The following is a 19,052-nucleotide window of genomic DNA, read 5'->3' as shown; positions in this document are numbered from 1 at the left end:
TGCCAGACCTACTGCAGCGCCAACATGGTGCCGTTCAACGAATCGAGCGGCCCGTACACGGTGAAGGTGACATGTCCGCCCGGGACCGACGCCGACACTGCGGCCGCCGCGTCCAGCGCCTGGCCGAACGAAGGAGCCGAAGGATGGGGCAGACCCGCCAGGGTCTGTCCGAAACGGTTCTGGGCCACCCAGACCGTGTCAGCCGGGCTGAGGTCGACCTGCACCCCACCCGGCAGCGGCGTCACCGCTACGGCACCGGCGGACCCGGCACCCATCATGGCGAAAACCGAAGCAGCCCCGGCGATCAACGCGCCGGCGACCAGTGAGCGAACAATCCGCATAAAGTTGAGACCTGCTTTCCCGCATTCGAAGTGTGAAGGGCTCGTTGCGGCCACGCAACGGGCCGTGCCAACGCGCACTACTTTATGACGTCGATCACGGTCCGGCTAGTTAGCGGCGGGTACGCGCGGCGAGTTCGCCTATCGGGCAGCCCCGCGACGTGGCTGCTAACGTGGGCCGCCGTAGCGGGTCTCACACTTTGCCCGCACATTCCGAAATGTCCCGTACGTCGACAATTGGGAGTTCCACAGCTATGTCATCGATTCTGTTCGACTACCTGGTCCCCCTCATCGGGTCGGATCAGGCAGCGTATTGGGCCCAGGTCTTCGTCATTGCACCGGTCTGACCACAAGTCTTCTGCCACAACCTGTCGCCTCCCGTTCACCGGACGGGAGGCGACTTTGGTTCCGGACCGCTAGCATCCCGCTCCGTGATCAGAACTACCGCCGCTCTCGCGGCCAGCGCCACCCTCTGTGCCCTACTGCTCACCGGCTGTGGGGACGACAAAGCCAGCAGTGCCACCCCCGCTGCCACTTCCGCCGCGCAGTCCAGCGGCGATGCCCAGGTCGTCGACAACGTCAAGGCAGGCGCGTTCGTCGTCAGCTTCCGCGGCGCGTTCCCGAAACTGGCCGACGGCAAGGACGATACGAAGATCGCCAACATCCTCAGCGACACCTGCAAGGAGATCAAGGCGGGCAAGCCCGAAGACGAGGTCGTCAAGAGCATCACCAAGCGCGCCTCCGGCAAGGTCGAGGCGACCACCGAGGAGGCGAAGGCCATCCACCAGATGGCCAGGATGATGTGCTGAGCTACCGCTGCTTCAGCCACGGCAGATAGCCGGGCAGGTATTTCAGCACGTAGCCGATCGTGATCATGCTGATGATGGCGATGACGGGAATGAGCACGGACATCGGTCCGGTCCTTACGTTGTGCTACCGGTGCGGGTCGTACGGCGCCGCCGCAATCGGCGTCGGCTGTACCCGTATCGGTATACGCCGGTCGGGTTACTCGCGTGGGCTGTTTGCCTCCGCCGTCGATGATTCGTCCGGCGGATCCAGTTGCTTCGGTTGCTCGCTCGCGGCTATCGCAGCGGGCTTGTCGTCCGGTTCGGCGACTGCGGCGTGGTCGGTTGTCGACGGAGTGGGCGCGGCGGCCGGTGCCGTGCTGCGCTCCAGGAAGCGCAGCAACTCCACCGGGAACGGCAGCACCAGGGTCGAATTCTTTTCCGCCGCAACCTGAACGACGGTTTCCAGCAACCGCAGCTGCAGCGCCGCGGGCGACTCCGACATCTGCGCGCCCGCCTGCGCCAGCATCTTCGACGCCTGCAACTCGCCCTCGGCGGAGATCACCCTGGCGCGGCGTTCCCGTTCCGCCTCGGCCTGCCGCGACATCGAGCGTTTCAGCGAATCCGGCAGTGCCACATCCTTGATCTCCACCCGGTCGATGTGCACGCCCCAGCCGAGCGCCGGACTGTCGATCATGATCTCCAGGCCCTTGTTCAGCTCCTCCCGATTGGACAACAGGCTGTCCAGATCGCTCTTGCCGATGATCGAGCGCAACGACGTCTGCGCCACCTGTCCGACGGCGAACAGATAGTTCTGCACCTCCACCACCGCGAGCACCGGGTCGAACACCCGGAAGTACACGACGGCGTCCACCCGCACCGTCACGTTGTCGCGCGTGATGCCCTCCTGCGCGGGCACCGGCAGGGTGACGATCTGCATCGAGACCTTGCGCATCCGGTCCACGAACGGAATCAGCCAGCGCAGCCCGGGATCTCGCGTCGCGACCACCCGCCCGAATCGAAAGATCAGCCCCCGTTCGTATTGCGCGACCACGCGCGCGCTCGCGGCGGTGAGCACACCGATCCCACCCGCTCCTAACAGACTGCCGAGAACAACCAGAGTTTCCATGCCTGGCCCCGAATCACGCCCGTGTGCAACAGGAGCGGGCGCCTGGGCGCTCCGGCCCCGCGGCTACCTCCATGATGGCACCGCGGGGCCGTCCCGGACTGCCTACTTGACGATCAGGCGCTTGATGGCAGTGCCACCTTCGAGGCTCTGTTCGTTGTCGCCGGCGACCAAGGTGCCGATGACCCGCACCTGCTGGCCCGCGGCGGGTGTGAACGGTTCGGACTCGGGGATTTTCGTGGCGGTGAGGGGGGCGGTCTGGCGTTGCTCGTCGCAGGTCGCCTTGGTCTTGGCGCCCACCGTCTGTTCCGCGCCTTCCGCGGTGCCGCGCACGAATACCTGCAACGTCACCGCCTTGCTCTGCGGCTCACAGCTGTAGGTCACCGAGATATCCACATCGCTGCCGTTCACCGTGGCGGCGGTGATGTCGATGTTGCTGGGCGGCGGTGGTGGTGGCGTGGGAGCGGTGGTCGTTGGATCCGCTCCTGCGACACCCGCGCAGGCCACCGTGGCCAGAGCTGTTGCGTAGGCGAGGATTCCCGCGCGGCGCAGCATGGTGTGAACGTTGATGACGATCTCCTTGCAGTCGATCCTGCGGCGGCCCGGATTCGGACATGCCGCACAAAACCTCGACCGACAATGTACTGGTATCGCGCCCGTCCCGGGCGGGCCAATCCTTCGGCTACAGCATGGATCTCAGCCGTTCACGTGGTGTTCGCCCGGCGACCACCGGCGTCGCGGGATCCGGCAGGGCGGACGAGTTGGCCTGTAAGCCGGATCCTGTCCCCGGTTCGCACCGGGGGGCGACCATCCATCTGGACACACCGTCGCCGGGTGCCTCGAGCGGTCCACCCGCAGGCTCGGGCGAGCAGCCCTCGAACACCTGCGCAGCCGCACCGCGAACGATGCGACCTTTGACCTTGCTCCGGGCGGGGTTTACCAAGCCGCCCCGGTCACCCGGGGCGCTGGTGCGCTCTTACCGCACCGTTTCACCCTCACCACACGGCCCGCAGGCCGTGGGCGGTCTGTTTTCTGTGGCACTGTCCCGCGGGTCACCCCGGGTTGCCGTTAGCAACCGCCCTGCTCTGTGGAGTCCGGACTTTCCTCGGCTCCGGGCGGCGGCACAACCGTGCCCGTTCCCGATGCCGCGGTCGCCCGGCCAACTCGTCCGCCGTACCAGAGTACTGGTCGCCGCGCACCCCCCCAGGGGGCGGGCCCCGCCGACGCAGTACGGTTGGGTGCCATGGAACGTGTCGAGGTCGGCTTCCCCTCCGGAAGCGAGCAGTGCGCCGCCTGGCTTTACCGTCCGGATGGTGCGCCGAAGCCCCGCCCGCTCGTCATCATGGGACACGGCCTGGGGGCGAACAGAGAGATGGGACTCGACCGGTACGCGCGGCGCTTCGCCGCTGCGGGCATGGCGGTCCTGGTATTCGACTACCGGCATTTCGGTGCCAGCCAAGGCGAGCCACGCCAGGTGATCCGGATCGGGCGCCAGCGGGAAGACTGGCGTTCGGCCATCGCCTACGCGCGCACCATCCGCGGGGTCGACGCGACCCGGATCGCGTTGTGGGGCACCTCGTTCAGCGGTGGGCACGTGCTCGCGGTCGCGCCGGACGACGACTACCTGGCCGCGGTGGTCGCGCAGGTGCCGTTCACCAGCGGGCTGGCGTGCGCGTTGGCGAAGGGGCCGATCAGCATGACCAAGGTGACCGCCATCGCCGCCACCGATCTGCTGGTCGGACCGATCCGGCGCAAGCACGTCGGCATCCGGTTGGCCGGGCGGCAGCGGACGGCGGCCTTGATGAGCGCCGCCGACGTGCCCGAGGGCAACGGCAGGCTGGCCGAGGAGAGCGAACACTACAAGCCGAAGGTCGCTGCCCGCGTGGCGTTTTCGGCGCTGTTCGATTCGCCGGGCAAGCGGGCCAAGTCGTTGAAGATGCCGGTGCTCTACGCGTTGTGCGACAACGACTCGATCACTCCGATCAAGTCCGCGTTGCGGGCGGCGGAGCGAACCAAACACGCGGTGGTGAAGCGTTATCCGGTGGGGCACTTCGACATCTACTTCGATGACGTGTTCGAGAAGGCGGTGTACGACCAGACCGAATTCCTGGTCTCGATCCTGCGGCCGTAGGGGGTGGTCGGCGGCTCGTACGTCGCCGACAATCGCTCGGTATCCGGCTGTGTAAGACGGTGCCGTATCGTAAGAATCAGCTCACGTCTCTTGTCGTCGACGATGGCCCCGGTGCGCCGCGAAGCATCACTTCTATGAAACATATTCTCGGGAAGGCCCTTCCCGTCCGCCGGTGACCGCCGCGCGGGTCAAGTCCCGCCCCGACCTGCGCCGCCAACGCAGGCAACGCGCGCACGGCTGCTGGAATCATTTGATTGTCGCGCCGCTGTGGCCGAAGCACGGCGTCAACCTCGGGACGATGCTGCGCACCTGTGACGCCGTCGGCGCGTGCATGGCGGTACCGCGCCTGCCGTGGATTCCCGACGCGCTCGCCCACGGGAACACCCTCCGGAAACCCCAATGCGTGCACTGGATCAACGGTCGCGTCGACCGGTGGCTGGCGCGCCAGCGCAGCGGCGGATCCGCCATTGTCGGGGTCGAACTCACCGACGAATCCATCCGGCTGGCCGACCTTCCCGTCGCCCGGCGCCGGACCGTCATCGTGCTCGGGCACGAATCGACCGGCATCCCGGCGGAGGGCCTGGAGCTGCTCGACGTCGCCGTGGAGATTCCGATGGTCGGCACCGGGCACAGCCTCAACGTCGCCGTGGCGGGGTCGCTGGTGTTGTACAAACTGGCGGGTCTGTGTTGACGGAAGCGCTTTGCGTTCAGCGTGTTTCGCCGAGGAGTTCGCGAGTCACCACATCGGCCCACCACTTTTCGACTCGCTCCGGTGACCAGCCGCGTTCGATGGTGAGTTCGGTGTAGACGTCGATGTTGCAGATCGCGGCGTAGACGTCGAGGGCGGTGGGGAGGTCCAGGCGCAAAGTCCCCGCCGGCCAGGCCGACAGGACTTGACGGTGGGCATCGTCGGCACGGATGCGGGCGTCGCGGTAGGCCTGTGCCAGTTCGGGTTCCGTGCGTCCCGCCTCGCGCAGCAGCACGATCACCTCGCCCGCGCGCTCGAACAGCCGGCGGTCGTAGGCGGTCATCGCGGCAAGTTGCCGGGGTGGTTCGGGGGCGGCCTCGAGGTCGGCGAGCAAGCGGGATATGTCGGCGGACAGATCGGCGGCATCGGCCAGCGCCCAGGTCAGGCCGTTCTTGTTGCCGTAGGCCGCGTAGACGGTCGGCACCGAGACGCCGGCTTCGCGCGCCACGTCACGCACCGTGGTGGCCGCCCAGCCCTTGGCGACGAACAAAGCTCTTGCCGCGCGGGCGATTTCGGCGCTGGTCTGCTGCGCCTGCGCGGTGCGGCGCAGCGAGTCGTAGCGGCGTCGAGCCGGTTCTTCGGTCACAGGGGTTCCTCTTTCGTTTTTCGCTGCTTATATTCAATATATGACAGATAAGACAGAGAACGTAACCACCTGGCCGTTCTCCCGGATCGGCGGCCTCGCCGGCCTCGGCTTCGCACTGATCATCGTCGGCGCGAACCTGATCCTGGAACCCGCAGGCATGCCCCCAGTCGGCGCCGACATCAGCGACGTCAACACCTTCTTCACCACAAAAGCCGGCCTCGCCCAACTCTCTTCGGCCCTGACACCAGCCGCCTGGATATGCGCCACCGTGTTCGGCGCCGCCGCCGTAGCCACCATCTGGCCGCGCGAGCGCGCCACCGGCTCGGCCTGGTCACTGGTCGGCTTCGCCGGCATCCTCCTACAGAACGCCACCTTCCTCTGCGCCGTAGCCATCCGCCTCGCACTCAGCGCCACCCCCGACCACACCCCCACCGCCACCGCCGGCCTCTGGGCATTTCACAACGCCCTATTCGTCCTCAACGGCACCTTCCTCGCCACCGCCCTACTCGGCCTGTCCCTCGTCGACCCCCTCTCTTATACACCTCTGACTCTGACTCCCATGTCCTACCGGCCTAGATCGCTTTACTCCTTATCCATATAGAACCACCACTCTCATACCATATTCTTCACATGTGCTCTACTCCTGTTAGCGATCGTCAGGCAACCGTGACATCTTGTTCGTCGACTCTTATGTGGCCGTCACTGGCATCGTATGTNCGGCATCACCCTCCTCCGCCTGCCCACCCGACCCAGCAACCACCTCACCACCGCCTGAATCCCAAACCGCACACAGTTTTTGGCAGCCGAACACCCGGTGTACTGGGTGTGCGGCTGCCAAAAACGGTGTGTATCAGCGGCGGCGCAGAATCCGCCAGAGGATGAATGCGGCCAGCGCGGCCAGTGCGGCGGGGATGGGCTGGCGGCGGGCGGCTTCGGCTAGGCGGTGGCCTTGTCCCGCAACGGGTTCGGGGTCCGTGGGGCTGACCTTGTCGGTGGCGACGCGGGCGCGTTCTGTCGCCTCACCGGTTCGCTGGGCGGCCTGCTGGATCGCCTCAGCGGCCTTTTTCTTTGCTTCCGCTGCCCTTTCCGCGGCCTCCCGCTCCGCTGCCGCATTGGCGGCTTCGGTGTCGCGGGCTGCTTGGGCGGCCTGTTCTTGTGCCCGGCGGGCTACTTCGGCGGCTTTCTGTTCGGCGATCCGGCGGACTTCCGCGGCTTTCTCGGCGGCGAGGCGTTCGGCTTCGGTGGCTTTCTCGCGGGCCGCGTCGGCTACCTCGTGGAACTTGTCGGTCTCGTGGTCCGGATGGTCTCCCTGGGTCATGATTTCCTCCTGTCAGCGGCGGAGTCGTCGGCTGACGTGGTTGCTGCCCCGTGTGTGTCGGCGGCGTCGCGCTCGTCGTCGGACATCGCGCGGGTGTCGCGTGGCGGCAGGAAAGGCTCCTGGTCGGGCGGCAGGCCCTGTTCGATGCGACGGCCGCGGGCCAGTTCGGCATCGAATTCCGCGCCGAGCAAAACCGCGACGTTGGACAGCCACAACCACACCAGGAAGACGGCGACGCCGCCGAGCGAGCCGTAGACCTTGTTGTAGGAACCGAAATTGGCGACGTAGACGGCGAAACCGGCGGAGGCGGCTACCCACAGCAGCACGGCGAGCACACTGCCGGGGCTCAGCCAGCGGAAGCCGGGTTGCTGCGCGTTGGGTGCGGCCCAGTACAGCAACGCGAACGCCAGACTGATCAGTACCGCGAGCACCGGCCATTTCGCGATGTCCCACACCAGCACACCGGCCGATCCGACACCGAGCCATTGCCCGATTCGGTCGGCGATGCCACCCGTCGCCACCACGCCGATCAGGCACAGCGCGAGCAACACCACCATCGCGGCGGTCAGCCCGACACGCACCGGAATGGTCTTCCAGATCGGCCTGCCCTCTTCGACGTCATAGATGGCATTGGAGGCACGCATGAAGGCCGCGATATACCCCGATGCCGTCCACAGCGCGGTGCCGAGCCCGATAAGGGCCAACGGCCCCACCAATTGTCGTGACCCTTGTAGCTGTTTGATCGCGTCGACCAGCAGGGCGGTGCCGCTGCTCGGTCCGAGCTCTTGAATGGTGTCGATCAGCGATTGCGTGGCGGACGGACTGAGCGCCCCGAGCAACGCGGTGAGCACGATCAGCCCCGGGAATATCGACAGCACGCTGTAATAGGTAAGTGCCGCAGCCCAATCCGTGACATTGTCGTCCAGGAATTCGGTCACGGTCCGCCGCAGGACCCCCCACCACGACCGCCAGTTCAGCACCGACGGCCCGCTCGACCAATCCACCAGACGGTGTGCGCGCCGCGCCACGCCCTGCTTCGCCATGCCCGTCACCTCTCGATCGGGGAGCGAATACCCGGGGGTCGCGCAGGCAAACTCGGCGCGCTAAAGCTTGTGCACCATCTCGTATTCCAGCGTCGGCTCACCCGGCCGGACGAAGTCACTGACCCCGGTTCGCACGAATCCGTTACGCAGATACAGCCGTTCGGCCGGCACGTTTCCGTCGGCGAACTCCAGCCGCACCTCGGTGTGTCCGCCCGCGGCGGCCCAGTCGAGGACCGCGCGCACGAGCAGATCCGCCACCCCGGTGCCGCGTGCCTCGGGCGCCACCCACATCGAAATCAGATGGATGCCACCGCGTTCGGGGTCCGGTATACCGCCGACGGTGCCGAGCTCGACCCCGTCCGCACTGGCGACGAACTGCGCCCGATCCGTCAACGCGGCCCGCCAGTCCGCCTCGGTGCGCGCCTGCGCCTCCGCCAGCGTCGATCCGAAGAACTGCGGAGTGTCCGCCAGCGCCCGCAACCGAACCCGCCGGAACACCTCCCACTCATCGGCGCTCAACAGCCGGAGGTCGATCGTCGACAGGTTCATGCTCGAATGGATACCCGCCCCGCAACCGGTGGCGCAAACCCTTTTGCCCAGTCCAGCGACCCGGACATGCTGCTTGAACTAGCTAGTGCGCACACAACTCAATCCGCGCTCGGTCCGCCCAGCCTGATCCGGGTGTTCTGAAATGTCGTGAACAACCACTCTCCCGCGCACCGGACCGCGACTCTGGTCTGCACGGACGGGTCTTCGGGTCGGCAACCGTCCATACCGGGCCGCAGTACACAGACCCCGCTGGTCACCATGACCGCGACGTCCGGCGTCGGAAACCGGATCGTGGTGGTTTCCGGATCGGAGAGTCGCGTCCCCTTCATGAATCCGTCGAAGCCTTCCTGCATCACCGCGGCGAGTTCCGCTCTGCCACGGATGAATTCGCCGATCACCGAGACGAAGTCTGCGTCGGGCGTAAAGGTGGCTGCAAAGGCCGCACCGTCACCGGCGGCCCACGCGGCGGCGTGGGCGGCCAGAAGGCGCGAGAGCTCCGCCTCGTCGGCGGAGCCGGGATCGGAGTTCGAAGTCGGCATCGGAGCAATCCCTTCAGTAGCCGGCCCGGCGCACGCCGACGAACTCCACCGCGGCGAAAACCGCGACCACCGTCGCACCGACGAACAGGAATGCGATGCCGAGGCCGGTGAGGTCGATCAAGCCGGACAGCGCGAGAACCACCATCCCGATCGCGGATGCCGCGTTCACCGCGACAACGGCGCAGGCCTGGTGAAACGGGATCTCCAACGACCCCGCGATGAGCAGCAACGCGAGCGCACCGCCGAGCATGGCGACGCCGAACGGTATCGACCAGGCCGTGGGCAGGCCGAGCGGATCACGCAGGACAGCCGCACCGGCCAGCATCACCGCCCCGAAGGCGCCGGTGCTCCAGCCGTCCACACGCAGCGCGGTGCGCAAGTAATCGATACTCGGCTGGGTGGTCAGGTAGCCCGTGCTCATGTTCTGCTCCGGTGGGTCGAGTCGACGGAGCCGATCGGCTCCCGGCCCTCACCTTGCCGACGTGAGGTGAGCGTCTCAATGACCTCAGAGGTCATGGCTGAGCGACGTGAGCGGTGATTAGCCTGCTCAGGTGGCACAAACTCAGTGGGAAACTCGACCGAGGGTCGGCGTGCTGCTGCGCGAATGGCGGCAGCGGCGCAGGCTCAGCCAGCTCGACCTGGCGCTGGCGGCGGACACCTCGGCCCGGCATCTGTCGTATGTGGAGACCGGGCGCGCCAAACTGAGCCGGGCGATGGTGCTGCGCCTGAGCGAGGCGCTGGAGGTGCCGCTGCGCGAACGCAACACCCTGCTGCTCGCCGCCGACTACGCGCCCGCCTACCGGGAGAGCAACCTCGACGACGTGAGCCTGACCTCGGTGCGGGCCGCGCTGACGACGATGCTGACCGCGCACGAACCGTATCCGGCAGTGGTCGTCGACCGGCTGTGGAATGTGGTCACCGGCAACGCGGCGATGGGCGTTCTGCTGCAAGGGATTCCGGAACACTTGCTGCTGACGCGGCCGAATGTGTATCGCCTGGTGCTGCATCCGGAGGGGCTGGCCGCACGGCTCGCCAACCTGAGTCAGGTCCGGGAGTTATTCCTGGAGCGCCTCGCCCGGCAGGTCGGCGCGAGTGGCGACCCGCAGCTGACGGCGCTGTACGACGAGGTGCGCCGTTATCCGCGACTACCCGATCCGTCGGGCGAGCCGAAAGTCGATGCGGCACAGCCGAGCCCGTTCGAGGTGCCGATCCGGATCCGCACGCCGATGGGCGAGATGTCGATGTTCAGCACGATGGCGACTTTCGGCGCACCGGCCGATGTGACCCTGTCCGAGCTGGCGATCGAATTGTTCTACCCGCTGGACGAATTCACCGCGGCCGCGCTGCGTGAGCTGGCGGCCGCGGCGAATTCCGAACGAGCTGAACTAGATCGGCTGGAAGCCGGCCCCGACGCCGCCCTGGGCGTTGATGGCGGCGAGGATCACCACGATCGGCTGGAAGAACGCAGGTGAGTGCAGCGGGTTGGCGGCCGTGGTGCACGGCACGTCGAAGCCGACCGGACCGATGCCGGTGAGCCGCCCCTGGTTCATGCCGACCAGCCGATCACCCACGACCACCGGGCCGCCGGAATCGCCCGGCTTCGAGCAGTATTGGTTGATGGTGGTGCCGTCCAGCTCGCCCCACACGACACCGCAGTCCGAACCACTGGAGCGGCCGCTCGAGCACACCGTGGCACCGGGACCCGGCGCGTCACCGAGGCCCGCGATGGTGGTCGGGCCGACGCTGCGCACCGGGGTCACCCGCTCCGGATTGAGTTCCAGGACAGCGTAGTCCAGTCCTTTGCCGTCATCGGAGAACGCGACCTTACCGATAACTCCGGCATCCGGCGTCTGCTCGGCGATCAGCCGGGCACCGGTGGGCGCGCAGTGACCCGCGGTGATGCCGACGAGCCGGCCCGCGTTGTCGTGCCCGATCGCGGTCAGCGAACACACCGAGTTGTTCTCGAACGCGATGCCCGAGCTGCCGCCGAGCACGGCACTGGGCGCGGCCGACGCGGTACCCGCGGCACCGGCGATCACCGATGCGACGGCGGCCGTCGCGGCTGCCAGCGATCTGAGTTTTGTTGTCACTTCTCTCCTTTTCGAAAAAGCGAGCACGCGACTATCGCCGTGCTCGCCCGGACCGGGGAGGGAACCGCCCCCGACACAATCTGCGGTCGCCGTATCAGCAAGCGGAAACGCCTGCGCAGCGGAACTGGATCGACGCTGGGTACCTGCTGGTCGACTCAGCATCGACACGGGCGGGCCGGTCCGCAACAGACCTGTGCGCCGCGCCACAGTACGGACGCGATTGAGACCTGAACCACACGGTTTCGTGGCGGCTCTGAAAAGTGTTCGCCCGAACTGACTTTCACCCTCACCCACACCCAGCTGCGGCCGAATTGCCCGACCGACGAGACTCAACTGTTATACGCCGCCAACCGCCGCACCGCGAATCCGAACGGAACTATCCCGACGCGCGATATCCGACCTGCTGTGGCAGATGATGGCAGCACAGGATGACCGCCGCCGAGCTTCCGGCGACGGGCGGATGAACAGTTGCTACAGGTACGAGGTGTCGTTCACCAGACGCACGGACGAGCCGCCGTCCGGATAGAACTCCGCGATCGACAGCGACGCCAGATCCAGATGCAACCGGTACAGCAGCGACGGCCCGACCCCGAGCGCCAACTGGAGCAGCGTCTTGATCGGCGTGACATGACTGACCACGACCAGGTTCGCCCCGGGATACAAGCCGACCAGATCACGCCGGACCGCGTCGACCCGCTCGCGGACCTGGTCGAAGCTCTCCCCACCGGGCGCGGGCAGCGACGCGTCGCCGAGCCAGCGGGCGTGCAGTTCCGGGTCGCGTTCGGCCGCCTCCAGGAAGGTCAGACCCTCCCACTCGCCGAAGTCGGTCTCGATCAGGCCATCCAGCACGGTGAGCGGTGCGTCCAGTGCGGTGGCCGCGGCCTCGGCCGTGTCACGGGCCCGGCTCAGCGGCGAGGACAGCACGGCGGAGATACCGCCTTTGGCCGCAAGCATTTTCGCGGCACGCGCGGCCTGCTCGCGGCCGAGCTCGGTGAGCGGCGGGTTGCCGCGACCCGAATAGCGCCGTTGCACAGACAGTTCGGTCTGACCGTGGCGCAACAGCAGCAGTCGCGTCGGGCGACCGGTGGCACCGGTCCAGCCCGGCGCGGGTTGCGCCGCGACGGCCGGAACCACCGGGTCCTCGGCAACCGGTGCGGCCGTGGGCTTTTCCGCCTCGCGGGCGGTGCGCACCTCGTCCACCAGGGTGGCGTCGTCCATCGCCTCGTTGGCGAGCCGGTCGGCATGCGAATTCTCGGCCCGTGGAATCCAGGTGAAACTCACCCGCTCGAAACCCGCGACCAGCCTGCGCGCCCGGTCGGCGAGCGGAATCATAGCCGCGTGCTTGATCTTCCAGCGGCCCGACATCTGCTCGACGACCAGTTTGGAGTCCATCCGCACCGCGACGACGCTGGCGCCGAGTTCGGCCGCCGCCTCCAAACCCGCGACCAGGCCACGGTATTCGGCGACATTGTTGGTCGCGATGCCGATGAACTCACGACGTTCGGCGAGCACCCGCACATGATCGGCGGCGAAGACGACCGCGCCGTAGCCCGCCGGTCCCGGATTACCCCGGGAACCGCCGTCGGCCTCGACGATCACCTCGCGCTCGGTCACCGCGCTGCCCGCGCCGGTCGAGCGGTCACAGCCCCGATTCCTTGGTACGCACCAGGATCGCGCCGCACTCGGGGCACCGCACCACCAGTTCGGGGGCGGTCTTCGCGATCCGGGCGATCTCGCCGCGATCCAGTTCGATCCGGCACGCGCCACAGCGGCGGGCCTGCAGCAGCGCCGCGCCGACACCGTGCTGGCCACGCTGCCGGTCGTAGATCGCCAGCAGATCGGCCGGGAACAGCGAGATCAGCTTGGACCGGTCGGCGTCGCAACGCCCCTGTGCCACCTCGAGATCGGCGAGGGCCTCGTCACGCTGGGTTTGCGCGTCGGCCAGTTCCTGCTCGGTCTTGTCCAGCCGGGCGCCCGCGTGCTGGTAGTCGTCGGCCGAAGCCTCCCGCTTCTCCATCACCTCGAGCAGCTCGTCCTCGAGCACCGAGCGCCTGCGCTCCAGGCTGCCGAGTTCGTGCTGGATCTCCGAAAGCTGTTTGGCGTTCACCGTTCCGGCGCTCAGCATGCCCTTGTCGCGCTCCTCGCGCTTACGGACGGCGTCGACCTCGCCTTCCAGCTTGCGGATGTCGCGGTCGAGGTCGTCGAGCATGATCTGCACGGCGACGGCGGCGTCCTTGTGCGCGTTGCGCTCGGCCTCCAGCCGGGCCACCTCCTGCTGTTCGGGCAGCACGGTGCGGCGGTGCGCGATCCGCGTCAGCTCGGCGTCGACAGCGGCGAGCTGTAGCAGCTTGGCCTGGATGGGTGGTTCGACATTCAACGCGGACAAACTCCTGGACGCTGTGGATGGGTCGGTGTTCAACCGTACCCCGCCGGACTGTTCCCGCTGACCGACGCCGCACCAATTGGGGTGTGGACGCCCCGGCTTACCCGGCGTCAGGCGGGGGCGCGGGTCTTGATGGCGTCCCTGGACACGAAGACGTCGTACTCACCGGGCACCGCGATCACCGCGTTGCCGTAGGCCGAGCGCACGAACGGCTCGGTCCACCAGCGGCCCTTGCGCATGTCATCGAAGAAGTCCCGGTCGCCACCGTTGAGGAAGATCTGGTTCTGCGAGGTCGCCACACCGTCCAAGCGCTGGCCGTACAGCCTGCTGATCTTGTATCCGGAGTGGAAACCGAGTGCGTTCACCCACGGTTCCAGCTCGACGATGCCCGCTTGCAGCACCCAGGTGTCGCCCTCGACCTGGTACTTCAGCCGCTGCTCGTCGTGCTGGTCGTCGCCGTAGAGGGTGAGTTCGACGTCGAGCAGGTGCTCCTGCCCCTCCACCTCCTTGGCCACCACGTGCGCCGCTTTGATTTCTCCGGTCAACCCGAGATAGGTCTGCATCAACGTCGCCAGCCAGAGCAGCACCACCGCGACCACCAGCAACACCAGCCCGCTGCCGCCGCGCGTGATCAGCGCGCGGAAGCCGACCCGGCGGGCCCGCAGCAGCCCGGAGATGAGCAGTGCGATCGCGATCAGGATGATCAAGATCAACCCGATCTGCACGAAGCCGAAGTTCACCGGGAAATTCATGCGGTAGTTGTACCCCTGAATCATCGGTCGACTCGCGGAAACAACCGACCGCACAGACCAATCCAGTAGACACGCGCCGACACGCCGAAGCGGCGGTAAGGTCGATAGGGTCAAAGTTCAATACTTCGGGGGTTTTCCATGGTGATCTTCGGTTGGCGTCAGTACGCGCATCGGCTCGCCGTGCTCACGATGGTGTGCACGAGCTGCGGCAACCCCGCGGCCCACATCCTGCGGAAACTGGTCACCAAATTCACGCTGTTCTTCGTGCCACTGATCCCGTTGAGCACCAAGCACTCCCTGCAATGCACCTGGTGTGGTGCCGAGTCGAAGCTCACGAAGCAGCAGGCCACGGAGTTGGCGGGGCGGGCGCAGACGGAGAACGTGCACAGTGGGCAGCCCGCGGATCCGTCCTGGCACGGACAACCGCCGCGGAGCTACTGATCGTCTCAGCTCGGGCGTCTGCTGACGTGTTCAGCTTGGCGCAACTACTGACCGGACCGCTCGGCGGATTGCTGATCAGCTCAGCCCCACAGCACCGCAACTGACAACAGCCGCACCAATTCTCGGGATCCGCACCATCTAGGGCGCCCGCAGCGGGTGCAAATCCCTAGATACGGTGCGGATCTCGGTTCGCGTTGGCCGGAAGGCGTCGGCGCGCGCGGCCGCGGGGTCGGTCAGAGCCAACCCCGATCGCCTGACACAGTGTTGCCCAGGGCCTACGTGCACACGGCCGACGCGGTGTTGAGCGGCGGTGAAGGTTTGGCCGTGGTGCGCGACTGCGGACCAGCTCGCCCCGTGACTGCGGACCGGCCCGGCCGGCACGACTGCCTCCAGCCAGGCTCGACGCGACTGCGGACCGGCTCGGCTCCGCGCGACTACTGATCGGCTCAGCTCCGCGCTCTGACCGTCCACGGGTCGGTCCGCAGCGTCGAGACACGCGTCTCCAAGTCTGGCAGACCAGCCTGCACGACTCGTTCCGCCTGTGCGCACCAAGGGAATTCGGTCGCCCAGTGCGCGGCGTCGACCAAAGCCGGGCCGCCCTTGCGCAGGTGTTCGTCGACCGGGTGATGGCGCAGGTCCGCGGTGACGTACGCGTCTACGCCGCGGCGAGCCACCGCGTTCAGGTAGGAATCGCCTGCGCCGCCGCAGACGGCGACCGTGTAGATGGAGCGGTCCGGGTCGCCTGCCGCGCGCACGCCCCATGCGGTCGGTGGCAGTGCTGCGGCGACTCGATCGGTGAAGGCGCGCAACGACTCCGGTTCCGGCAAGGTGCCGACGCGGCCGATGCCGACCGTCGACGGCAGCGAGGCGCGTTCGGTGATGTGGTAGGCGGGGTCCTCGTAGGGGTGGGCGGCGCGCAGGGCGGACAGGATGGCGGCCCGGGCGGCGGGCGGTGCGATCAGCTCGAGGCGCTCTTCGTCGACCCGCTGGAGTTCACCGAGCACACCGACCGCCGGGGTAGCTTCCGCCATCGGCCGGAACTGGCCGACCGCGGGCACTCGGAGTGCGCAGTCGCGATAGTCGCCATCACCGCCGGCGCCCGCCATGAACAAGGCGGACAGCACTGCGTCGGCGTGCGACGGAGGCACCTGCACGACCCAGTTGTCGATGGGCGCTTCGGGTTTCGCATCGATCGGGCCGGTGACGGTCAGGCCGATCGCGGCCGCCAGCGCGTCGGAGACACCGGGGTCGGCGGAGTCCGCGTTGGTGTGCGCGGTGAACAACGCGCAGCCGGAACGGATGAGCCGGTGCAGCAGTGCACCTTTCGCAGTGTCGGCCGCGACGGTGTCGACGCCGCGCAACAGCAGTGGGTGGTGCACCACCAAAGCCTGTGCCCGCCAGTCGATCGCCTCCTCGACCACGCCCGCGGTGGCGTCGACCGCGAACAGCACCCGGGTGACCTCGTCGGCCGGATCACCGGCGACCAGCCCGACCGAATCCCACGACTCCGCCAGCTGCGGTGGGTATGCCGCGTCGAGCACTTCGATGAGATCCGCCAGTGTCGTCATCGTTCACCCTCCTGTGAGCCGTCCATGAACTGTCGCATTCCCGCCCGAGCCGACCTCCGCTGGCGGACAACCCGGTAGCCGCACACTTTCTGATGTGGCGCATACGGAATTGCATGCGATTCCGTATGCGCCACATCAGAAAGTGTGCGGCTGTGCACCTGTAATCGGGGGTGCGCCTTGGTCGAGGTGCTCACCAGAGGTCCGCCGTTCGAATGGCGGTGACGAGCTGGTCTACCTCGGCGGTGCCCCGCACTGCGACGCGGAGATGGTTCGGCCCGAGGCCCGGAAAGGTGTCCGCGCGGCGGACGGCAATACCCTTGTCCGCCAGGTACTTCCGGAGCAGTTCGCCGTCTGGAACGCGGAGCAACAGGAACGGCGCCTCGGCCGGCGTGTGCACATGAACGCCCAGTTCGGTGAGCCGCTCGATCATCGCGTCACGTTCGACGGCGATCGCCTGGGCGCGCTGCTGTTCTTCCGCAACCGCATGCGGCTCGGCAGTGGCGGTGATCGCCTCCAGTTGCAGGGTGCCGAGCGGCCAGTGGGCTCGGCCGTGATTCAGGCGTGCGAGCAGTTCGGGGGCACCGAGGAAGTAACCGCAGCGGAGTCCGGCGAGCGCCCAGGTTTTGGTGAGGCTGCGCAGAACGAGCACATCGCGTGCGGAATACCCGGCGAGCGATTCGGGCTCCCCCGCCACCGCGTCGGCGAACGCCTCGTCGACCACGATGATCCGGCCCGGCCTGCGCAGCGCGCGGATGGTTTCGGCCGGGTGCAGCACCGAGGTGGGGTTGGTCGGATTTCCGAGCACCACGAGGTCGGCGTCGGCCGGAACGGCGGCGGGGTCGAGGGTGTACGGCGGCGCGAGCAGCACCCTGGTCACCGCGACACCGGCGGCGCGCAGGGCAAGCTCCGGTTCGGTGAACGCCGGGTGGAGCACAGCGGCCAGCCGGGGTGCGAGCCGCGGCAGCATGGCGAAGCCCTCGGCCGCACCCGCCAGCAACAGCACCTCGTCCGATCGGCGCCCGTGCCTGGCGGCAACGGCAGACCTAGCCGTGTGATCTTCCTCGGCACTCGGGTAGCGCCCGAGCGTGTCCAGCCGGGCCGCGAGCCGCTGCCGAAGCCAGTCCGGCGGCGCGCTGCCCTGCACGTTCACCGCGAAGTCGAGCATGCCGGGGCGTGCGTCCACGTCGCCGTGGTGGCGCAGTTTCGCGTGATCGACGCTGTCCTCGGACACGAGATCACACCCTACGTGGCGGGCCCGTAGGTCGACCGGCCAGAATGGCTGTCGTGGGTGAGCTGCACGTCTCGTTCGTCTGTACCGGCAACATCTGCCGTTCTCCGATGGCGGAGAAGATCTTCGCCATGCATCTGTCCCGCGCGGGACTGGCCGATCGGGTACGGGTGAGCAGCGCGGGCACCGGTGCCTGGCACGTCGGCGACGACGCGGACACCCGCACCACCGCGACCTTGCGCAAGTACGGCTACACGACCGGGCACATCGCCGCGGCCCTCGGCGCCGACCACCGCGACGCCGACCTGCTGATCGCGCTCGACACCTCGCACGAACGCGAACTGGCCCGCCTCGGCGTGCCGTCGGATCGGCGCAGGCTGCTGCGCAGTTTCGACCCCGCCGCCGACGGACCCGACGTGCCCGACCCCTACTACGGTGACACGGCCGATTTCGAACTCGTCCGTGACCAGATCGAGGCGGCGATGCCCGGCCTGCTCGGCTGGGTGCGCGACGCGCTCGGCCTGCCCGCCCAGCCGCCCGACCCGCTGCTCGATCGGCGAATCTGATGCGCAGGCTGACCTTTCTGCTCCGCCCGAGCTGGGTGATCCTCGCGGCGGTGGTCGCCGTGTTCGCCTACCTGTGCTTCACGGTGCTCGCGCCGTGGCAGCTCGGCAAGAACACCAGCACCTCGCACCGCAACCAGCTCATCGCCGACTCGGTGCGCGCCGATCCGATCGACATCACCACCGTCCTGGACAGCTCCAGCGCGGACGACGCACACACCGAATGGCGCAAGGTCACCGCTTCCGGCGCCTACCAGCCGGACTCGACGGTGCTGGTCCGGCTGCGTCACCTCGACGGTGCCCCCGGCTACTCCGTGCTCGCCACCTTCCGGCTGGACGACGGTCGCCTGCTGCTCATCGACCGCGGACTCGTCGCCGCGGTGGACGGTTCCCGCCCGCCGCCGATCCCCGACCCGCCCGCCGGACCGCAACGCCTCGAAGCCAGGGTCCGGATGTCCGAAGGCATCACCCCCGGCAAGGACCCGTCCATCCAAGACGGCTACCGGCAGGTGTACTCGATCGACACCACCCAGGAAGCCGCCTTCCTGCAGCAACCGCTGACCCCGATCCCCACCGGCGAACGCGGCGGCTACCTGCAGCTCGACGACAACCAGCCCGGAGCCTTCAAACCCACCCCACTCCCCCAACTCGACGCAGGCCCCTACCTGTCTCTTATACTCAACCGACGCTGCCGACGACGCTGACGTTCTCGGCTTCGGCGGTCGCCCGACCATTAAAAAAAAAAAACAGTAGAAATTTGAGGTACCTCCCATCCAGGTGAACATCATGCGCATAACCCCGTGTTCGGCCACGTATGGCCCGCTCAGCGCGATCGCATTGATCGTGTGCGGCAGCGCCGCACTA

Annotated in this window: 22 protein-coding genes, 1 other RNA gene and 1 pseudogene; 8 read left to right on the top strand and 16 right to left on the bottom strand. The window is 67.6% G+C overall.

The genetic code is table 11. The features are described from left to right. Positions 1 to 8: 8 nt before the first annotated feature. Positions 9 to 341 (bottom strand): hypothetical protein, encoded by a 333-nt coding sequence (locus DBO33_RS11715; protein WP_107655050.1) that lies wholly within the window; start codon positions 339 to 341, stop codon positions 9 to 11. A 428-nt stretch (positions 342 to 769) separates the two neighbouring features. On the opposite strand from DBO33_RS11715, the gene DBO33_RS11710 reads away from it, so the two are divergent. Continuing rightward, positions 770 to 1,147: a hypothetical protein gene (locus DBO33_RS11710; protein ID WP_107655049.1), complete on the top strand. Its 378-nt coding sequence runs from the start codon at positions 770 to 772 to the stop codon at positions 1,145 to 1,147. Between the two features lie 196 nt (positions 1,148 to 1,343). Here the strand turns inward: DBO33_RS11710 and DBO33_RS11705 are convergent, their stop codons facing one another. The 3 genes from DBO33_RS11705 to rnpB form a co-directional block, all read right to left on the bottom strand. Further along, on the bottom strand, positions 1,344 to 2,252 hold the full coding sequence (locus DBO33_RS11705) for a slipin family protein (RefSeq protein ID WP_107655048.1): 909 nt from the start codon (positions 2,250 to 2,252) through the stop codon (positions 1,344 to 1,346). 102 nt (positions 2,253 to 2,354) lie between these two features. Next, positions 2,355 to 2,804 (bottom strand): hypothetical protein, encoded by a 450-nt coding sequence (locus tag DBO33_RS11700; protein ID WP_107655047.1) that lies wholly within the window; start codon positions 2,802 to 2,804, stop codon positions 2,355 to 2,357. Between the two features lie 198 nt (positions 2,805 to 3,002). Then, an RNA gene (gene rnpB / locus DBO33_RS11695) (RNase P RNA component class A) lies at positions 3,003 to 3,416 on the bottom strand. Between the two features lie 76 nt (positions 3,417 to 3,492). On the opposite strand from rnpB, the gene DBO33_RS11690 reads away from it, so the two are divergent. Together DBO33_RS11690 and DBO33_RS11685 are read left to right on the top strand one after the other, a co-directional pair. Then, positions 3,493 to 4,380, top strand: a complete 888-nt coding sequence (locus DBO33_RS11690) for an alpha/beta hydrolase (protein ID WP_107655046.1) — start codon at positions 3,493 to 3,495, stop codon at positions 4,378 to 4,380. 172 nt (positions 4,381 to 4,552) lie between these two features. Next, a complete protein-coding gene (locus DBO33_RS11685) occupies positions 4,553 to 5,071 on the top strand; it encodes a TrmH family RNA methyltransferase (RefSeq protein ID WP_107655045.1) in 519 nt (172 codons plus the stop codon). Positions 5,072 to 5,087: 16 nt separating this feature from the next. Here the strand turns inward: DBO33_RS11685 and DBO33_RS11680 are convergent, their stop codons facing one another. After that, positions 5,088 to 5,714: a TetR/AcrR family transcriptional regulator gene (locus DBO33_RS11680; RefSeq protein WP_107655044.1), complete on the bottom strand. Its 627-nt coding sequence runs from the start codon at positions 5,712 to 5,714 to the stop codon at positions 5,088 to 5,090. Between the two features lie 40 nt (positions 5,715 to 5,754). On the opposite strand from DBO33_RS11680, the gene DBO33_RS11675 reads away from it, so the two are divergent. Then, positions 5,755 to 6,315: a 2-oxoglutarate/malate transporter gene (locus DBO33_RS11675; protein WP_199856587.1), complete on the top strand. Its 561-nt coding sequence runs from the start codon at positions 5,755 to 5,757 to the stop codon at positions 6,313 to 6,315. 249 nt (positions 6,316 to 6,564) lie between these two features. On the opposite strand, the gene DBO33_RS11670 is transcribed toward DBO33_RS11675, so the two are convergent. From DBO33_RS11670 to DBO33_RS11650, 5 genes are all read right to left on the bottom strand, one after another. Then, a complete protein-coding gene (locus DBO33_RS11670; protein ID WP_107655043.1) occupies positions 6,565 to 7,032 on the bottom strand; it encodes a hypothetical protein in 468 nt (155 codons plus the stop codon). Further along, complete coding sequence (locus DBO33_RS11665; RefSeq protein ID WP_107655042.1) at positions 7,029 to 8,075, bottom strand: YihY/virulence factor BrkB family protein; 1,047 nt, start codon at positions 8,073 to 8,075, stop codon at positions 7,029 to 7,031. The genes DBO33_RS11670 and DBO33_RS11665 overlap by 4 nt, the downstream gene beginning before the upstream one ends. A gap of 60 nt (positions 8,076 to 8,135) precedes the next feature. Next, positions 8,136 to 8,624, bottom strand: a complete 489-nt coding sequence (locus DBO33_RS11660) for a GNAT family N-acetyltransferase (protein ID WP_107655041.1) — start codon at positions 8,622 to 8,624, stop codon at positions 8,136 to 8,138. A 98-nt stretch (positions 8,625 to 8,722) separates the two neighbouring features. Beyond that, the gene (locus DBO33_RS11655) at positions 8,723 to 9,163 is read right to left on the bottom strand and encodes an SgcJ/EcaC family oxidoreductase (RefSeq protein WP_107655040.1); all 441 of its coding nucleotides are present in this window, start codon (positions 9,161 to 9,163) and stop codon (positions 8,723 to 8,725) included. Positions 9,164 to 9,176: 13 nt separating this feature from the next. Further along, entirely contained in the window at positions 9,177 to 9,584 is a 408-nt protein-coding gene (locus tag DBO33_RS11650; protein ID WP_107655039.1) for a hypothetical protein, read from the bottom strand. A 130-nt stretch (positions 9,585 to 9,714) separates the two neighbouring features. On the opposite strand from DBO33_RS11650, the gene DBO33_RS11645 reads away from it, so the two are divergent. After that, a complete protein-coding gene (locus DBO33_RS11645; RefSeq protein WP_107655038.1) occupies positions 9,715 to 10,635 on the top strand; it encodes a helix-turn-helix domain-containing protein in 921 nt (306 codons plus the stop codon). On the opposite strand, the gene DBO33_RS11640 is transcribed toward DBO33_RS11645, so the two are convergent. The 4 genes from DBO33_RS11640 to DBO33_RS11625 form a co-directional block, all read right to left on the bottom strand. Then, complete coding sequence (locus DBO33_RS11640) at positions 10,549 to 11,253, bottom strand: S1 family peptidase (RefSeq protein WP_107655037.1); 705 nt, start codon at positions 11,251 to 11,253, stop codon at positions 10,549 to 10,551. The two genes, DBO33_RS11645 and DBO33_RS11640, sit on opposite strands and share 87 nt — an antisense overlap. A 471-nt stretch (positions 11,254 to 11,724) precedes the next feature. Beyond that, the gene (locus DBO33_RS11635) at positions 11,725 to 12,867 is read right to left on the bottom strand and encodes a bifunctional RNase H/acid phosphatase (protein ID WP_107655036.1); all 1,143 of its coding nucleotides are present in this window, start codon (positions 12,865 to 12,867) and stop codon (positions 11,725 to 11,727) included. A gap of 25 nt (positions 12,868 to 12,892) precedes the next feature. Next, positions 12,893 to 13,630 (bottom strand): zinc ribbon domain-containing protein, encoded by a 738-nt coding sequence (locus DBO33_RS11630; RefSeq protein ID WP_107655035.1) that lies wholly within the window; start codon positions 13,628 to 13,630, stop codon positions 12,893 to 12,895. Between the two features lie 116 nt (positions 13,631 to 13,746). Then, complete coding sequence (locus tag DBO33_RS11625) at positions 13,747 to 14,388, bottom strand: hypothetical protein (RefSeq protein ID WP_107660184.1); 642 nt, start codon at positions 14,386 to 14,388, stop codon at positions 13,747 to 13,749. Positions 14,389 to 14,526: 138 nt separating this feature from the next. Between DBO33_RS11625 and DBO33_RS11620 the strand changes: the two genes are divergently transcribed. Continuing rightward, positions 14,527 to 14,829, top strand: a complete 303-nt coding sequence (locus DBO33_RS11620; protein WP_107655034.1) for a zinc ribbon domain-containing protein — start codon at positions 14,527 to 14,529, stop codon at positions 14,827 to 14,829. 446 nt (positions 14,830 to 15,275) lie between these two features. On the opposite strand, the gene DBO33_RS11615 is transcribed toward DBO33_RS11620, so the two are convergent. Then, entirely contained in the window at positions 15,276 to 16,397 is a 1,122-nt protein-coding gene (locus DBO33_RS11615; protein ID WP_107655033.1) for a Nif3-like dinuclear metal center hexameric protein, read from the bottom strand. 190 nt (positions 16,398 to 16,587) lie between these two features. After that, entirely contained in the window at positions 16,588 to 17,628 is a 1,041-nt protein-coding gene (gene cobC, locus DBO33_RS11610; protein ID WP_107655032.1) for an Rv2231c family pyridoxal phosphate-dependent protein CobC, read from the bottom strand. Between the two features lie 44 nt (positions 17,629 to 17,672). On the opposite strand from cobC, the gene DBO33_RS11605 reads away from it, so the two are divergent. Both DBO33_RS11605 and DBO33_RS11600 read left to right on the top strand, forming a co-directional pair. Beyond that, positions 17,673 to 18,191 carry a low molecular weight protein-tyrosine-phosphatase gene (locus DBO33_RS11605; protein WP_107655031.1) on the top strand — a complete coding sequence of 173 codons (519 nt, stop codon included), beginning with the start codon at positions 17,673 to 17,675 and terminating at the stop codon, positions 18,189 to 18,191. Beyond that, positions 18,191 to 18,859 (top strand): annotated as a pseudogene (locus DBO33_RS11600) (SURF1 family cytochrome oxidase biogenesis protein); the annotation flags it as partial. The gene DBO33_RS11605 and the pseudogene DBO33_RS11600, both read left to right, overlap by 1 nt. Positions 18,860 to 19,052: the final 193 nt, after the last annotated feature.

The sequence above is a fragment of the Nocardia suismassiliense genome, assembly GCF_900269665.1.
GTDB lineage: Bacteria > Actinomycetota > Actinomycetes > Mycobacteriales > Mycobacteriaceae > Nocardia > Nocardia suismassiliense.
This window is presented reverse-complemented; position numbering and strand designations above follow the sequence as displayed.

Coding starts and splice junctions, on each gene's coding strand:
- DBO33_RS11715 (WP_107655050.1), bottom strand. CDS start 341: ATGCGGATTGTTCGCTCACTGGTCGCCGGCGCGTTGATCGCCGGGGCT.
- DBO33_RS11705 (WP_107655048.1), bottom strand. CDS start 2,252: ATGGAAACTCTGGTTGTTCTCGGCAGTCTGTTAGGAGCGGGTGGGATC.
- DBO33_RS11700 (WP_107655047.1), bottom strand. CDS start 2,804: ATGCTGCGCCGCGCGGGAATCCTCGCCTACGCAACAGCTCTGGCCACG.
- DBO33_RS11690 (WP_107655046.1), top strand. CDS start 3,493: ATGGAACGTGTCGAGGTCGGCTTCCCCTCCGGAAGCGAGCAGTGCGCC.
- DBO33_RS11675 (WP_199856587.1), top strand. CDS start 5,755: ATGACAGATAAGACAGAGAACGTAACCACCTGGCCGTTCTCCCGGATC.
- DBO33_RS11670 (WP_107655043.1), bottom strand. CDS start 7,032: ATGACCCAGGGAGACCATCCGGACCACGAGACCGACAAGTTCCACGAG.
- DBO33_RS11665 (WP_107655042.1), bottom strand. CDS start 8,075: ATGGCGAAGCAGGGCGTGGCGCGGCGCGCACACCGTCTGGTGGATTGG.
- DBO33_RS11660 (WP_107655041.1), bottom strand. CDS start 8,624: ATGAACCTGTCGACGATCGACCTCCGGCTGTTGAGCGCCGATGAGTGG.
- DBO33_RS11655 (WP_107655040.1), bottom strand. CDS start 9,163: ATGCCGACTTCGAACTCCGATCCCGGCTCCGCCGACGAGGCGGAGCTC.
- DBO33_RS11650 (WP_107655039.1), bottom strand. CDS start 9,584: ATGAGCACGGGCTACCTGACCACCCAGCCGAGTATCGATTACTTGCGC.
- DBO33_RS11625 (WP_107660184.1), bottom strand. CDS start 14,388: ATGAATTTCCCGGTGAACTTCGGCTTCGTGCAGATCGGGTTGATCTTG.
- DBO33_RS11620 (WP_107655034.1), top strand. CDS start 14,527: ATGGTGATCTTCGGTTGGCGTCAGTACGCGCATCGGCTCGCCGTGCTC.
- DBO33_RS11615 (WP_107655033.1), bottom strand. CDS start 16,397: ATGACGACACTGGCGGATCTCATCGAAGTGCTCGACGCGGCATACCCA.
- DBO33_RS11605 (WP_107655031.1), top strand. CDS start 17,673: ATGGCTGTCGTGGGTGAGCTGCACGTCTCGTTCGTCTGTACCGGCAAC.